We start from the raw sequence: 15,228 nt of genomic DNA, 5'->3' as shown, positions 1-15,228 counted from the left end.
CAGGGACGTACCGGTACCGATCCTCGTCTCCAAGCCAAGAGTGCGCAAGGAGTGCTCGCTGATGCCTTCGTTTATGCCCTCGGCGTCTGGCTCCCCCCGGATGGCTCGCTTTATTGAGAAGTATCGACGGGATCATTCCCACCCCGTCAATCACGTTCTGCATGTGGGGGTGGGTTGGCCAATGGTCGCGGCGGCAATTCTTGTGCTCCCGTTCCGACCGCTGTGGTCGCTGGGCCTGTTTCTTGGCGGTTATGCGTTCATGTTTGCAGGTCATTTCCTGTTTGAGCGGAATTTGCCGACGATCCTGACTCGCCCCAGTACGCCGTTCGTGATTGCCTGGGCCGTGATCCGCGATTTGGGTCGAGGGCTCGCCCGCCTGGTGTCGCCGCGCTGATCGAGGGACTGGAGAAGCCTGGAACGATCGTTCGGGAATTCCTCGGTCCTCCTGCCAGAAGGGAAGGTCGAACGGCTCGGGGTGTCGGACAACAGCCCGAAGTAGGTATCCCGACCAAATTGTGAACGCAAGTTCAGACTGGTGCCTTGACGAGCCGATGAATGGAGCGATAGGATGCTCGACGAGGAGCGCGGGTGTCGTGCTCCGATCGAGGTGTCGAACATGCCGGCGGTCTATTCCTTGACCGCCGAGGCGCAGCCAATCGAGTCGACGATGGCCGATCCGATCACTTACGACCATTTCGCCAAGCTCGACCTCCGCATTGCCAAGGTGCTGGAGGCTCGTCCCCATCCGAATGCCGACAAACTCCTGCTCCTGCAAGTGGACCTGGGCGACGAACAAAAGCAGATCGTCGCGGGCATCAAGCAGCATTACTCCCCTGAGGACCTGGTCGGTCGTCTCATCGTGGTGGTCAATAACCTGGAGCCGGCCATGCTCCGTGGTGAAGCATCCAACGGCATGTTGCTCGCGGCCAGTTCGGGAGATAAGGTCGTGCTGCTGACCCCGGCCGATCCCGAGTGCCTGCCGGGTTCGAAAGTCAAATAGGCCCGATCGCAACCCTTGCGATCCCGGCCGACGTCGGAGGCCGACCGGATGGCGTTTGCCACGATCCAGTATTTCAGCCAGGCCTTGCGCAAGGCATCGGCGTTCAATATCGTCTTTCCGGACGATCCAAGGATTGACCGTCCCTGGTCGGTGTATTACCTGCTCCACGGTCTCTCGGACGACCATACGATCTGGATGCGTCGGACGAGTATTGAGCGGTATGTCGCCGGGTTGCCGATGGCCGTTGTCATGCCCGATGGGGGGCGTGGTTGGTATACCAATGCCGTTGAAGGTGCATCGTACGAGGATGATTTGCTGGAACTGGTCTCGTTCGTCGATCGAACGTTTCCGGTCAAAGCCGAGCGATCGGGGCGGGCGATTGGCGGCCTTTCGATGGGAGGATACGGCGCGGTGAAGATCGGGGTGAAGTATCACGACCGATTTTCGAGCGTGAACTCTCACTCTGGAGCACTTGGATTTGTTCATGGAATTGGCGAAGGCCGCGCCTTGAGTCCCGAGTTCGGTCGGATTTTCGGACCCAAACCGTCGGGGGGCTCTGACGATCCGTTTGCCCTGGTCGAGCAGATTGATCACGGGCTCTTGCCGAAGCTTCGGATCGATTGTGGGACCGAAGACTTCCTGCTCGATCAGAATCGAGCATTTCATGGTCATTTGAACGACTTGCAGATTCCGCATGAATATGAGGAGTTTCCTGGCGGTCATGACTGGGCATACTGGGATGCCCACGTTCAGGAGGCTGTCGGGTTTCATGCCCTGAACCTGGGGTTGCGCTGATCGGCCCGGACAATTCGGGATGCGATCGGCGGTGAGGACAACCGGAGGTCGCTCGCCGTGCTCCGAGAACTGTCGGTCCAGAATCTGGCCTTGATCGAGGATGCTCGGGTCGAATTGCGGGAAGGCTACTGTGCCTGGACCGGAGAGACCGGCGCGGGCAAGAGCCTCTTGCTGACGGCGCTGGGCTTGGTGCTGGGAGGCAAGGCGTCGGCCGATTTGGTCCGCGACGGCAAGGACGAAGCCCGAGCCGCGGCTGTCTTCGACCTTTCGGGCGACGACGAGCTTCGAGCCGAGGTCGAGGCGATCCTCGGCGGTCCGATCGACGATGACCAGCTGATTGTGACCCGTCGGATCGGAGCAAACGGCCGAAGCTCGGCTCATGTCAATGGCCTGCCGGTTCCGGTTGCGACCTTGAAACGAATTGGCGCTCGCCTGATCGATGTCCACGGACAGCATGAGACCCAGACCCTGCTCGATCCCGACCGCCAGCGGAGCCTGCTCGATGCGTATGGCGGGCTCGACCGAGTCGTGGCGGCCTATCTGGAAGCACGATCGACTCATGAGACACTCCGGAAGCGTCGCCTGGCATTGATTGAGGCGGCAGACCGTCGCCGTCGCGAAAGGGAGCTGCTGGAGTTCGAGCGGGACGAGCTGACCGCGGCTGAACCGAAAGCCGGCGAGTACGACGACCTGAACCGGGAGGCCCGGCGCCTGGCTGGGGCCGAATCGATTCGGGAGGCCGCGGCCGAAGGGTTCGCCTTGCTCTACGATGCCGATCGATCGGCCCAGGCAATGCTGGGCAAGGTCGCCCGACGGCTCGAACCCCTCGGTGAGACGGTGCCGGAGCTGGGAGAGGCTGCCGCGACGCTCAGCCGCCTAGCCGACGAAGCACGGGAAGTCGCCTACATGCTTCGTGATCTGGTTGACGAATCGGGAGACAATCCGGGCCGGCTCGAGCAGCTCGAAGCCCGGTTGGCGCTGTATCGAAAGCTCAGTCATCGGTTCCGATGCGATCCAGACGGCCTGGCCGCGCGGTGGGATGAGGTTGAGGATCAGCTTGCCAGTATCGAGCGGGACGAGGCCGACCTTCAGCAACTGGATGCTCCGCTGGTCGAGGCCTGGGCCGCACTTCGGGAGGCCGCTGAGGAATTGACCGAGGCCCGCCGTAAATCGAGCCAGGCGTTCGCCAGGGCGGTCCAAGGACATCTCAAGGATCTGAGCCTTGGGCAGGCGAAGCTCCTGGTGCTGGTCGAGGCCTTGCCGATGGGTGACGACCCGACGGCGACGGCACCGCCGGAGGGGGGGGCCGATCGGGTCGAAATCCGCTTCGCTCCGAACCCTGGGGAGCCGCCCAGACCCCTGCGGAAGATTGCTTCGGGAGGCGAGCTGTCGCGCGTAACCCTGGCAATCAAGACGGTCCTGGCTGGTGTGGATCGGGTGTCGACGCTGGTTTTTGACGAGATCGACACGGGAGTCGGCGGTCGGCTCGGGGCGGTGCTCGGGAAGAAACTGGCGGCACTGGCGGAGCATCATCAAATCATTTGTGTGACACACTTGCCTCAAATGGCCAGTTATGCGATGCATCAGTGGGTCATCCGCAAGCAGACGACCCGAGGGCGCACGCGGACGACCATCGAACAACTGGTTGAAGACGACCGGATTGATGAGCTGGCCGCGATGCTTCGGGGCGATTCGGCAGCCGAATCGACCAAGCAGGAAGCCCTGGCCATGCTTGCCGAGGCCCAGACGGTGGGAGTTCGCTAATCGATGGCCGAAGTTACCGACGGTCGCCGAGCTCTTTCCGAGGTTGAGCCGGGTTCCGGTTGGTTTGTCTGGGGAACCTGGCTCCTGATGACCGTCACCGCGGTGGGATTTGTGCTTCGGTTCGGGGCGATTGTTCCTTTTTATGATGATTTTGCCCTCGTACCAGCTCTGGTGGGAGAGCAGCCGCTCACCCCGAGCTTTTTCTGGTCGCAGCACTTCGAACACCGGGTGCCGTTGCCGAGACTGATCCTGATTGGGGCTTCTTCGCTTTCGGGGAATGATTTCCGGGCGGGAATGGTTGCTACGGTTGGTTGTTTGTCGGTTCTGTCCGCAGGTCTGATGATTGCGTTGCGAATGGCTCGGGGTCAATTGAGTTATGCTGATGCATGGTTTCCAGTCTTGCTCTTGAATTGGGGGCATTACAGCAATCTCCTCTGGAGCTGGCAGATTGCCTTCGGGCTCTCGACCCTCCTGGCGGTCGGGGTGGGGGCGATGATCGCGAGCCGATCCGGAGCGATCGGATCGGGAACGTTGATCGGGCTGGGGACGGCACTGATGATATTGCCGCTCTGCGCCGCGAGTGGCCTGGTGATGGTCCCGCCGATCGCGGCCTGGTTGATCGGGCTGGGCGTGGTTCGGTTGCGATCGGGCAGGGCAGGTGGCTGGACCGCAATTGCAGCGGCGGTGCCGGGCGTGGTGGTGACGGTCGCGTATTTCGTGGGATACGAGCGGCCGCCGCAGATCGACCGAGCGCCGGGGATCGGGGCGATGGTCCGGACGGGATTGCAATTCCTGGCCATCGGATTCGGGCCGACTGCGGGAGCATCGTGGCGGATCGGAGGGGTGGTGGTGCTGGTACTCTCGGGAGCGACAACGCTTCTGCTCGTCCTGACGGCCTGGCGGAACCCGGAGGAGCGGTCGAGGGCGCTCGGGATGCTGGCAGTGCTGGCCGGGTTCGGGATCCTGGCAGCAAGTCTGGCGTGGGGTCGATCGGGGACGAACGATCGGGGCGGGCTGGAACCGCGGTATGTGACCCTGGCGGCGCAGATTCCGTGCCTGGTGGGTCTGGCGTGGGCGCGGTTCGGGCCGAGGGTGCTGAGGCGGTTGGTACTGATGCTCCTGTTCACGGGGAGTCTGGTCTTGCTTTGGCCGAATACGAAGATCGGCCTGGACGAGGGTCGACAGCGCAGACTCGGTTCCAAGGCCGTAGTGGCCGATCTGCGGGCGGGGTTGCCGCCGTTCGCCATCGCAGCGCGACATACAGGATTTCTGCATTCGTCGCATGATGATCTGGGTATGGGATTGCCGTTGCTCGTCGAGGCGAATCGGGGCGTGTTTCGAGGGGCGAGGCCCAATCCAACGTTCCAGGAAGTCCCGGTTGGGCCTCCGCAGCGGGTTAGCCTGGCTCGTTGGGACACCAGGACCGGAACCATCGAGGCGACTGGTGTCGATCCCTGGGCGACGTTCGAATTGCCCGAGCGAACATTCGTGGCCGGCATCCGGATCCGGTACGATCTGGAGAACGGCCCGGCGACCTCGGCTCGCTTCAAACTCCAGTGGAAGCACGCGAGCCAGGAGCAATTTTCGGAGGACCAGCAGTACCAGCAGTGGACACTTCCTGTTGGTCCCGATCGTGAGATGGTTATCTGGATTGCCGAGCCGATCGACAGCTTCCGCCTCCAGCACGACAACCAGCCGAGCCGCTTCCAGATCGATGAGATGGTGCTGCTCGTCCCGGAAGGGGCGGAAGGGTCGTGATCGGAGTCGGTCCATGAGTTTGGCATTGGTGATCGAGGGTGAAGGATACGCGTTTGTGAGCATGTTCTGCCCTGGTGTTCCCCGCATTCGCGCGACGCATGAGCCGATCCGGAACGTCCGCAGGGCGCGCTGCGTCAGGAGCGAGCCGTTTCTTCAGGGTAACCCGGCCATGACATGGGGACTGGCACCTTCCGAACTCGGAGCCAGTCCCCATTTCCCTGACCTTCCACAGGCGAGAGGAAACCGCACTAAGCTCGATCCGGAAATTCGGGGCGGTCGATCAACGGTCGAGGATCGGGCCGGGAGCGCTCGGGACGAGGAGGAGAACGATCGGATAGAAACGATCGCAAGTTGTTTTGAATGTGAGGTTTGTGGTGAGGGGGTCTCGGAGAAGAACCCTCGGGTTTGGGTTCGTTCCGTGAATCAATCGGTGGATCAGGAGCGGTGGACGAATCGGCCGAGGGAATCGGCTCTCTGGGGTGAGAGGAGCATCGGTTGATGGGCTGGAAGCCGGGAGGGCATGCGTTGGCGTCCTTTTCCTTCCACCAGCCGCCGCCGACATTGATGCGTTCGACCTGGTGGTCTCGGGCTTGTTTGCGATGGTGCTCGGCCAGTTCGTCGCGTCGTTTACGAATGCGGATGAGCATGGTGATGGAACGGAGTAAAGAGTTCTGGGCATCGCGGTCGTAGCGGTGGCGGAGCTGGGCCTCGGGGCCATCGTCGCCGGAGAGGCTGCGGGCAATGACGGCCGAGCGTTCGGGGTCTTCGATCGCGTTCCAGGATGCGGTGGCTCGCTGTTCGAGCTGATCGAGCCGGTCGGCGATCAAAGCGCGGAGGGCAAGACGGGCAGAAGCTGGGTCGTTGGGCTCGTCAGGTTCGGCCGGTTCGACTTCCAGGCCTGAAGCAAGCCGACCGAGCCGCCACATCTGGCGGGCCTCGGGAGCGCCGTCGGGGCCGGGGGCGACGGGGACGTAGCCGATCAGACGCATGCTGGTATCGCGGTCGTCGTCTGTCCAGCCGAGTCCCTGCTCCAAGGTCCGATCGAGGGCCGACCAGCGTCGGATGAGCCAGTCGCAGCCGAAGGCGGAATCTTCGAGGTCGAGCAAGGTATTGAGGGGGTCGGTCTTCAGGTTGCAGGCGCGCTTTCGAGCGGCGTTCTGCTTCCGAAGACGCCAGCGATCGACGGCCGATCGTGCCGTGGCTTCGAGGTTTCGCTCGGTTGCCTGTTCGCAGCGCTGCAGTCGAACGTCGGCAACGGCCATGCGACGGATGACGGCGCGTTCGGCAACGTTTTCCGGCCAGATCTCGTGATTCCATTCGTCGATTGCGGCGGCCACGGCGCCACGATCGGCCTCGGGAACGAGGACCTCGGCGGCCAGGCCGTGCCGAAGGGCATTGCGACGTGAGCGGGCCTTGCCCTCGGCGGTCTTCGGGCCGGTCGATTTCTGAGCGTTGCGGCGGTTGGCTTCGGTGCGGCGGTCGTTGGAGGTGGAGACGGTATCCATGATGAGAATGCCCAAAGAGTTGCAATACGAAAGTGGTGTTTGTTTTTCGGACCCTCTTGGTCGTTGTTCTGGACCAATACGGTTCGGGGCTTCATCAGGCGTTGGGAACAATCTGAAGGATTGCCGTAGGGAGGAGGGACGTTCATGTCAGGAATGCTGGTCCAGGTGATGAATCCTCCTCACAAAATCATCGTGATGAAGCGGGGGGATAGTCACTTTTTTTTCTGATTGTCCCGGGACGAAGCGATGGAGCCCATGTATTCGGCTTCGCCCGAAACGCGCATTGTGATGAGATCAAACAGGGGCGAGCTTCTTGACGAGAGATATCTCGAAGCCGAACATGTGTGGGCAATTCCTTCTTGGCCTGTGGAAAGGGGCGTGTTGTTCGCCAAGGACTTCGCAGGCGTCGGTTCTGTTTGCTCAAGCCTTGGAGAATCGATCGATGCAAACGTTGATGCGATACGGACAGGTGTTGGCAGCCCTGGTGGTTTTCGGTTGCCTTGAGGATTCCTCGACCCGAGCACAGGTCGATGGTCCAAAGCCGGATCCTCCGTGCACGACGGTTGACATCGAGATCGAGTTCCCTTCGGGATCGGTGACCGGGCCGACCTCGGGGACACTCAACGGTGGGAAAGTGTCGCTCCGGTATGAAGACCCGGCAGGGGGGCCGTTTAGCTGGTTCGAGGATCTGCTCTCCTGGCTTCTGGGAAACAGTGAAGGCGGTGGCGGTGGCGGTGGTGGTGGTGGCGGTGAGGGTGGCGGAGGAGAAGGTGGTGGTCAACCGAACGCCGATCCCCCCAGTGAGAATCCACCGAGTGAGAATCCGGCGGGAGGGAATCGCGGACGGGGTGGCGACACGAGCAATCCGAGTCGAGCTGGCCGGAACCGGGCCCCGTCCGCGACCAGGGCGCTCCTCGCTCCTCTGACCGTGGTGGAGGTGGCCGATGCGAGTGTGAACGAGCGATCACAGACGTTGATGATTCGCTTCCGACCCGGTCGGCCGAAGGTTAGCCGCATGGCACTGGACGGCACGTACCGGATCGATCGTGCGACCGCCAGGCGATTGAACCTACCGCCCGGCATGGCGATCGCCGCAGGCAACTACAAGACGGATGGGAACGTGCTTCGTCTGAAACTTACTCAGGTCGAGCCCAACCGGCGAGGTCCTCGGGGAGATGTTCCGCAGCGGGGAGCGGCGACCAAGCAAGGCCGGAGGAATCCGGATCGCCCTTGACCCTTGTCACCAGGGATTGCAGTTTCTCCCTGTTCCCGAGGGGACGTGACTCGTCGCGGCGTGGGCGGGTTGGTGAGGTGTGTGGAGTCACGTTCGAAACAAGACCACTCGGAGCGGCTTCCGCCTTCCGCCTGGTCATCGCCGCTCGACGGAAACGAGGCGTGGCCCCACGAAAACACCGAGCCAGCTGTACTCACTGGGCCTTCAACAGGTGAACGGAAACCGCCATAGATCGGTTATCGATTGAGCGGAGCGGCTCGCCGGGACATGGGGGACGGGCACCTCGAAGACTCGGAGCCAGTCCCCAGTTCCCTGGACCTTCAACAGGCAAACGAAGAACGCTCTAGACGTCGAAGCTCTGGCCTTTTTCGGGGATGACGACGGGATTCTGTACGTAGGGCTGGAGCAGGGGGGCGAGGGCTTCCATGCTTTCGGGCTCGCCGTGGACGAGGAAGGCGGAGGAGATGTTTCCGCCGGTTTGCTCGTACCACCAGGCGAAGTCGTTGCGGTCGGCGTGACCGGAAAAGCCGTCGAGGACGTAGACGGCACAGTTGAGGTCGTGCCAACGGTCCATGATCTGGATGCGTTCGGCCCCTTCGGCGATCTTGCGCCCGAGGGTTTTCTCGGCCTGGTAACTGACGATGACAATGGCGTTGTCGGGGTCTTCGACAGCGTGGCGGAGGTGGTGGCGGATGCGACCGGCCTCGCACATGCCGCTGGAGGCGATGATGATGAGCGGGCCGTTGAGGTAGTTCAGGCGACGGGAGTCGTCCCAGGTGGGGCAGAAGTGCAACTCGGGAGCGCTGAAGAGGGAGCCGTCGGATTCGAGGAGCTTGATCGAATCGGGGGTGTAGCAGGAAGGGTGTTCGCGGTGGACCTCGGTGAGGCGGGTGGCAAGCGGGCTGTCGACGTAAATGGGGACCGGCTTGACGCGGTGCTGGTGGAAGAGTTCGAGGAAGCTGTGGATCATCTTCTGAGTCCGGCCGAGGCTGAAGGCCGGGATGATGATCTTGCTCTGGAGACGAATGGCACGAAGGACGATGGCGTGGAGCTGCTTCAGGAGCGTGTCGTAGATGTCGAGTTCCTTGGCTCCGTAGGTGCTTTCGGAAACCAGAACGTCGATGTCCTTGACGACGGTGGGGTTGTGGAGCATTCCCATGTCGCGCCGGCCGAGGTCGCCGGTAAAGAGGAAGCGGCGGCGATCGTCCCCTTCCTTGAAGTCGAGTTGGACCATGGCCGAGCCGAGGATGTGGCCGGCGTCGTGGTAGGTGAGGGTGATGCCGGGGAGGAGCTCGGTGGCCTCTTCGTAGGGGAGTCGGACGAGGCGTTCGATGACCCACTCGACGTCGGAGAGCTCGAACAAAGGGCTGAGCGGTTCGGAGTCGGGGTTGCGAAGCTGGGCGTTGCGGGCATCCTCGCGTTGGATGCGAGCGCTATCGCGCAGCATGATGTTGAGAATGTCGGCGGTGGCGGGAGTGGTGTAGATCGGCCCCTTGAAGCCGTGGCGGATGAGGACGGGAAGGCGGCCGATGTGGTCGTTGTGGGAGTGGGAGACGATGACCGCGTCGAGTGAGGCAGGGTCGAAGTCGAACTGGCGGTTCGGGCTTTCGGGGTTAAATCGGTCACTCTCGAAGAGTCCGCAGTCGAGCAAGATGCGGCGATTGTTGATTTCGACGAGGTGGGCACTTCCCGTGACCTGCTTCGTCGCGCCGTGGAACGAGATACGCAAGACCCCTCCTCCCTCCGTCCATACCGGGCCCCAGGGTCGGGGCTCGCCCGCCGAACACGGAGGACACGGAACATTTCGATAACCTCTCATCATGCCAAGAGTTCCATGTTGCTTCAAGGGAGCGCTTCGAGAAGGAGAAGTTTGAAGGAAGGGTTGTCCGATCCTGAGTCTTGGCGTAGGATTTGCATGGGCCGAGCGTCGCGCAAAGTTCGACGAGGCTTGCGTCCCACGATCGTTTCCGTCCCACTGGGTGAGGAGCGCCCGTACCATGACGAGAGACGTACCTGAACGCCATCCGTTGCACCGCATGTTCCGAGGGATCACCGAGAACACGTTTCAGGCGGAGCTGGGAATCGCCGACCCGCATCTGGTGGGTTATGTGGCGGGCCTCCTCGCGAGGTTTGTGCCCGCGCAGGCGTTCTATCCGATTGCCGACGGGCAGGGGCGTCGGTTGACAGAAGTGGTGGCAATGATTGCCGAAGCGGAATCGTCGAGCGACGAGGAACGCCGCCGAGAGTGTCATCGGCATGTCGGCGATTTCACGCTTTTCTGGACGGGCGTGTATCCGGAAGCCTTGCCGAAACTTCGAACGACGCTTTCGGTGGATCACCTGATCACGTTTCAGGAGCAAGGAAAGCGATCGTATTATCTGGCAAGCACTTACGAAGGGGATCAGGCCCCGGTCCTGAGGCGATTGAGCATGGAGTTTGAGCTCTGTGCCTTTGGCCTCTCGCGGGTCCGACAGGAGTGGGAGCGGGGAGAAGCCGGCGAGGGTCTGATCCTGGAGTCGTGAGCCGAGGCAGGGGGGATTGGGTATTCGAGCGTTCTGCGGTAAACTGGGAAGGTGTGGCGACGCGAGCGCCAACGTCTGAGTGAACCGCCCTGGAGCGCGACGATCGTGAGCGAATCCCCCCGCTATCGGCCGGACGACCTGCGGCGATTGGCGACCGAGTTGCTTTCTCGGGCCGGTTTGGCACGCGAGCGAGCGTCGGCTCTGGGTCGCTTATTGCTCTGGTATGATGCGATCGGTGCGCACGATTTCGGCATTGTGGGGCTGGGAGACTGGCTGACCCGGCTCGATCACGGCGATTTTGACCCAAAGCAGCAGGGTCGGGTGGGTCCGGAGCATGCCTCGACGGCGGTGCTAGAGGCTTCCGGGGGGTTGCCGCCGCTATTGCTGGCAAGGGCGGCGGAGATTGCGGGGCAGAAGGCCCGAGACACCGGAGTGGGGATCGTTCGGGTGATCGGACTGCCGCCCTCGGCAGGCCCGGCAGCGGCGATTGCGGCCGATCTGGCGATTGGGCCATTTCTGGGTCTGGTGCTGGGCCCGGGTTCGGCGCAATCGGCCGCAATTCCGGCACCTGAAGGGGTTCCCTTAATTTTTGACTCGATTCTGGGAGATGCCGGGGGCGAGATCGAGGTGACTGACGGGCCGACGACGGGCGATGAGCCGATGCGGATGATCGTCGATCGGGTGGCTCCGTGGCTCTTGCTCTCGGGGGCGCAGGAAGTGGTGGTTGTGGCTCTGGCGGTCGCTGCTTTCGAATCGCTCGGCTCGTTTCACCGCCGCGTGGCGGAGGCGCTCGAAGGACGGACCGCGCCCGCCGGATGGATCTTTCCCGAAGCCTGGGAGCGGCATCGCTCGGAGGCGCAGCAGCGGGGAATTGCGCTGGCTGAGTCGGTCATTGGACCTCTTCGGGAGCGATCGGCAAAGGCCGGGGTCGGATTCCCCAGCCCGGTGGCCTGAATGATGCTTTCGCCGACGAGCGGATTGAAGCCCTCAGGACCGCTGTCGAGCCAACGGCTTGAGCGATCCCGAGGGGCAGGAAACCGAGGCCGATCGACTCAGCGGGTATGGAGCGGCCGACGGCCACTCTCTCGGTCTGAGCCGTTTGCGGAGGTCGAGGCGGCGGAGAGGACCTGAGCGGTTTTCTTCGGCGTATCGGTCTGGAAGATGCCGAGGGCGCGCCCCTGCCCGACGGCGGACGTGTAGGCATATTCGATGTTAATATGCTCGTCGGCTAGGCGTTGGAGCAGCTTGGCGAGGGCACCGGGCTTGTTGTCCAGTTCGACAGCCATAACCTCGTGGAACTCGGCTTCGACGCCGAGCGAGGTGAGCACCTGGCGCGTGGAGTCGATCGGCTCGGCAATCATCCGGAGGACGCTCCGATCGCCGGAATCCATGACGGACATGGCTCGAATGTTGATTTTCTCATGAGCCATGGCTGCGCAGATCTTGGCGAGCCGACCGGGTTTGTTTTCGAGCCGGGCAGTCACTTCGCTAACGAATTCCATCAGACGCCTCCAGTCGCGTGATGCGAGCAATGAGGATCGGAGGACGTGATTGACACGCAGGAACGGGTCCGACCTCAACGGGATCGTGCGGGGAATCGGCGAGAGAAGCCTACTCCACACATGATCGGCCGGCCCGATCCGTCTGAATTGCTGGGGAATCCGCAGCGAGGATCGGGCTGAGAGGTCAGGCCGAGAACTCGACCGAGCCGGGAGTTCGATCGCCCTTGCGGAGGGCACCGAGGCCGCAGGCCCGGTCGAAGACGGGACGATTAGTTTCGTCCGCCCAGGGCAGACGAAGCCGGAAGTGAAAGGGCCGGTCCGGCACCGAGGCCATCAAGGCCCCACTGACCGGGCACGGATTCCCGGGCCTCGATCCGGATGCCACCCTCATCGGCCGAAACCGAGTAGACGGCCGTGCCAAGGTAGCGTCGGAGGGAGTCGGGCGAAGGAATCAGTGTTGGGGAAATACGGATCGTAGTTGGACCGGCGGGTGCTCCGGGAGCACCTGCTACGCCCGGAGCCCCAGGATAACCGCCTGCGCCGGCAGCCCCAGGGTAACCGCTTGCGCCGGCAGCTCCGGGATACCCTTCTGCGCTGGCAGCTCCGGGATACCCGCTTGCACCGGCAGCCCCGGGGTACCCTTCCGCGCCGGGTTGTCCCTGGAAACCGCTCGCTCCCGGAGGGGGAGCGGAACCGGCAGCGCCTCCGGCAAAGCTTCGGGGATCCCCATCGCTAAATTCATTCGGCGTTGGGGAAAATCCACTGGCACCGGGGCCGGAAGCCATGGCACCCGGAGCACCACCGGCAGGCCCACCGCCTGCCGCACCGGGCTCGAGGGCCGAGGCGGCAGACGCCATGGCAGCGTTGAGGGCCGCAGGAAGGCCGGCGATGGCCGAGGGGAGGGACTGGCTTGGGTCGTTCACGACGAGCATGGTCAGGTTTCCGGGCAGCCGACCGGCGAGATTGGCGGGAGGCGACCAGCGATCATCGGCGTCGGCCTGTTCCAGCTCTCGGCATTGACGGGCGGCAACCGGGTTGGAGGCGAAGATCAGGTAGTTCTGGCCCATTGTGATCGTGGGCTGATATCCGGTCAGACCGTAGAGTCCTTCGGGAAGCCGGAGCAAGTAGGTTCGGGGGGTGGCCAGGGTCATCGAGAACTTTGGCGGTTCCGGAGGCTCGGGGGCCTCGTCGCGACCGGCCTGACCGGGCAAGCCACCGCCCTGTCGGCCTTGCTGAGCGCCAGCAGGAGGGAAGGCACCAGCACCGTCGGCCGGGGGAGGCTCGGGAGGAGGCGGAAGCAAGCTGGCGAGCTGTTCATTGATGGCCAGAATCATTCCGTCGAGCTTGCTGGTGAACTCCGAGCCGTTCTGGAGTTCGATCGCCACGACGAACTGAGGAAGGCCGAGCCCTCCGAGCGCGTTCATGATGCCAGCCAGGGGGTTGCCCGACGCAGGACGGGATACGGGCCTGGGCAAGGTGTAAGCCGTGATCTTGGGTCCGAGGGAAGCGAGGACGTCGTCTCGGAAGTCGAGCCTGGCTCGCGAGCGGACCGATTCTTCGAAGGATTGCAACTGAGTTGCCAGTGGAGGAGCTGACTGGTCGGCGATCGCGCTTAAGGCGTCATAGATTCCGGCGGGATTGACGGAGAGGATGGTCAGATTATCGACCTCGCGAGGAATCGGGGGGAGGTCGCTCATCGGAATGGCTGGCTGATCGAAGGCGGTCATGAAGCCCTGCCGAGGAGCCGGAGCATCCAGATTGACCACTGTCAGGGAATCCTCTCCGTCGAAGCCCCAGCGTAGATCGAGACGATTCAAGCCATTTTCCTCGATCATCGAGCGCTCGGCCTCACCGGCGCCAGGACGATCGAGCTGAAGGGAGCCGACCGCGAGCGGCTGGAACCCGTTCTCGACGGCCATCAATTGCTGTCGGATGGGGTTGTTCACGGCGTTGGGCGCTTGTTCGTCGAGGACCGCCATGACGCGATCGGCAGCCTCAATCGAGTTGAAGACGAAGACGAGGTCGTCACCTTCGATCCACCAGGCCCATTCGGTTACTCCTTCAAGGCCGAAGGGGGGGGTGTCCATGACAACGATCTGGCGGTTTCCGGGCTTGCTCACGACCTGAGGTTTGGCCCCTTCGGCAGCGATGGTTCCGATGAGCTTGCCAAACAGGGGACGGACCTCGCGGTGGGCCGCCCCGCGGAGCACAAGAATTGCCTCGGAGGCTGATCCCTGTGCGTTCATGGGAGAGGCGAGGACCATGCCGTGCCGGGCCAGGTGTTCCAGAACGGCCACGACTTCTGGGCCGGTCATGACCCCCGCAGGGGCGTTGGGAGCGGCCTCGATGAACTGGGCAATGACCTCTTGAAGCATCTCGCCGAGGCTCGTGTCGTTCAGCATGGCGTAGGCGGAGGAGCCTTGCCAGACGTTGGGAGCGGCGTTCAGACCGTTGAATTCAAGGAAGGCGCCGTAGGCATCTTCGGGGATAAAACGCGCCAGGGGTGTGGTGTCGATGGGGACGGCGTCGAGATCGACCGGCGCCTGGCGTGAGGCGGGAGCAGCGCTTTCCGACGCAGGACCGGATTGACCGGGTTGGCCATAGCCCCCGGGCGGTCCGTAGCCACCCACGGCTCCACCCTGTCCGGCCGCCTGGCCACCAGCAGGACCGCCGGCACCGGCTGCGGGAGGGGCGCCTCGCTCGAAGCCCCCTCCCCGGTTGGGGGGAGCCTGAGCATGGGCACCGTGGGGCGAGCCCGCGATCGCGAGCATCGCGACGAACCAAAGGGCGAGGGCAGAGGCTCGGCTCGGGTCGACGCGCACGGGACCGTCCTTTCGTCTTGATCGACTCCAGTGGCAGCAATCGGGCCGAAGGAGGTTGTCCGCTCCGGCTCGCTTGATGTGATCAGATTGCCTTGATCGTATCCGTGTGGGAGCGGCCGCGCCAACATCCGGCCGAGTCACGATCCCAAAGGGCAACGTGGGACCAGCGATCCCAAGAGGGGTTGAACCGCCGAACCTTTTGGGGCGGCCGGGTCTCCTCGTAGCAGGGGCGAGCAGGCTGTTGAGGCAGATCAGTTCGGAGATTGCAGGAAGCTGCCAGAAGAGTGGTCCTGAGCGATTGACACCGGCTTGGCCTGCCCCATACC

At 63.1% G+C, this 15,228-nt stretch carries 12 protein-coding genes; 8 read left to right on the top strand and 4 right to left on the bottom strand.

Annotated elements, in window-relative coordinates:
- The first annotated feature begins 61 nt into the window (after positions 1–61).
- The 5 genes from HG800_RS11530 to HG800_RS11510 all read left to right on the top strand — a co-directional run bounded on the left by HG800_RS11530 (position 62) and on the right by HG800_RS11510 (position 5,317).
- Entirely contained in the window at positions 62–394 is a 333-nt protein-coding gene (locus HG800_RS11530) for a DUF962 domain-containing protein (RefSeq protein ID WP_235963605.1), read from the top strand.
- 174 nt (positions 395–568) lie between these two features.
- The gene (gene metG, locus HG800_RS11525; RefSeq protein ID WP_169976759.1) at positions 569–1,000 is read left to right on the top strand and encodes a methionine--tRNA ligase subunit beta; all 432 of its coding nucleotides are present in this window, start codon (positions 569–571) and stop codon (positions 998–1,000) included.
- Positions 1,001–1,048: 48 nt separating this feature from the next.
- On the top strand, positions 1,049–1,795 hold the full coding sequence (locus tag HG800_RS11520; protein ID WP_169976758.1) for an alpha/beta hydrolase: 747 nt from the start codon (positions 1,049–1,051) through the stop codon (positions 1,793–1,795).
- 57 nt (positions 1,796–1,852) lie between these two features.
- Positions 1,853–3,559: a DNA repair protein RecN gene (recN, locus tag HG800_RS11515; RefSeq protein ID WP_169976757.1), complete on the top strand. Its 1,707-nt coding sequence runs from the start codon at positions 1,853–1,855 to the stop codon at positions 3,557–3,559.
- Positions 3,560–3,562: 3 nt separating this feature from the next.
- Positions 3,563–5,317, top strand: coding sequence for a hypothetical protein (locus HG800_RS11510; protein ID WP_169976756.1), 1,755 nt, complete (start codon positions 3,563–3,565; stop codon positions 5,315–5,317).
- Positions 5,318–5,565: 248 nt separating this feature from the next.
- Here HG800_RS11510 and HG800_RS11505 read toward each other — a convergent pair whose 3' ends face one another.
- Positions 5,566–6,822, bottom strand: a complete 1,257-nt coding sequence (locus HG800_RS11505; RefSeq protein ID WP_169976374.1) for a hypothetical protein — start codon at positions 6,820–6,822, stop codon at positions 5,566–5,568.
- A gap of 442 nt (positions 6,823–7,264) precedes the next feature.
- On the opposite strand from HG800_RS11505, the gene HG800_RS26925 reads away from it, so the two are divergent.
- Positions 7,265–8,056 (top strand): hypothetical protein, encoded by a 792-nt coding sequence (locus HG800_RS26925; protein ID WP_182830364.1) that lies wholly within the window; start codon positions 7,265–7,267, stop codon positions 8,054–8,056.
- Positions 8,057–8,399: 343 nt separating this feature from the next.
- On the opposite strand, the gene HG800_RS11495 is transcribed toward HG800_RS26925, so the two are convergent.
- Complete coding sequence (locus HG800_RS11495) at positions 8,400–9,785, bottom strand: MBL fold metallo-hydrolase (RefSeq protein WP_169976755.1); 1,386 nt, start codon at positions 9,783–9,785, stop codon at positions 8,400–8,402.
- A gap of 268 nt (positions 9,786–10,053) precedes the next feature.
- On the opposite strand from HG800_RS11495, the gene HG800_RS11490 reads away from it, so the two are divergent.
- Together HG800_RS11490 and HG800_RS11485 are read left to right on the top strand one after the other, a co-directional pair.
- A complete protein-coding gene (locus tag HG800_RS11490; RefSeq protein WP_169976754.1) occupies positions 10,054–10,578 on the top strand; it encodes a hypothetical protein in 525 nt (174 codons plus the stop codon).
- Positions 10,579–10,683: 105 nt separating this feature from the next.
- A complete protein-coding gene (locus tag HG800_RS11485; protein WP_169976753.1) occupies positions 10,684–11,532 on the top strand; it encodes an Ldh family oxidoreductase in 849 nt (282 codons plus the stop codon).
- Positions 11,533–11,630: 98 nt separating this feature from the next.
- Here HG800_RS11485 and HG800_RS11480 read toward each other — a convergent pair whose 3' ends face one another.
- Positions 11,631–12,080, bottom strand: coding sequence for an ACT domain-containing protein (locus HG800_RS11480; RefSeq protein ID WP_169976752.1), 450 nt, complete (start codon positions 12,078–12,080; stop codon positions 11,631–11,633).
- 269 nt (positions 12,081–12,349) lie between these two features.
- The gene (locus HG800_RS11475) at positions 12,350–14,902 is read right to left on the bottom strand and encodes a collagen-like triple helix repeat-containing protein (RefSeq protein WP_169976751.1); all 2,553 of its coding nucleotides are present in this window, start codon (positions 14,900–14,902) and stop codon (positions 12,350–12,352) included.
- Between the last annotated feature and the right edge of the window lie 326 nt (positions 14,903–15,228).

The organism is Tautonia rosea (assembly GCF_012958305.1).
Taxonomy (GTDB): Bacteria; Planctomycetota; Planctomycetia; order Isosphaerales; family Isosphaeraceae; genus Tautonia; species Tautonia rosea.
The sequence above is the reverse complement of the archived record's forward strand: the minus strand, read 5'-3'. Positions and strand labels throughout refer to the sequence as shown.

Excerpts from the sequence above, each read along its gene's own strand:
- HG800_RS11505 (WP_169976374.1), bottom strand. The coding sequence starts at position 6,822 with ATGGATACCGTCTCCACCTCCAACGACCGCCGCACCGAAGCCAACCGC.
- HG800_RS26925 (WP_182830364.1), top strand. The coding sequence starts at position 7,265 with ATGCAAACGTTGATGCGATACGGACAGGTGTTGGCAGCCCTGGTGGTT.
- HG800_RS11480 (WP_169976752.1), bottom strand. The coding sequence starts at position 12,080 with ATGGAATTCGTTAGCGAAGTGACTGCCCGGCTCGAAAACAAACCCGGT.
- HG800_RS11520 (WP_169976758.1), top strand. The coding sequence starts at position 1,049 with ATGGCGTTTGCCACGATCCAGTATTTCAGCCAGGCCTTGCGCAAGGCA.
- HG800_RS11510 (WP_169976756.1), top strand. The coding sequence starts at position 3,563 with ATGGCCGAAGTTACCGACGGTCGCCGAGCTCTTTCCGAGGTTGAGCCG.
- HG800_RS11490 (WP_169976754.1), top strand. The coding sequence starts at position 10,054 with ATGACGAGAGACGTACCTGAACGCCATCCGTTGCACCGCATGTTCCGA.
- HG800_RS11530 (WP_235963605.1), top strand. The coding sequence starts at position 62 with ATGCCTTCGTTTATGCCCTCGGCGTCTGGCTCCCCCCGGATGGCTCGC.
- metG (WP_169976759.1), top strand. The coding sequence starts at position 569 with ATGCTCGACGAGGAGCGCGGGTGTCGTGCTCCGATCGAGGTGTCGAAC.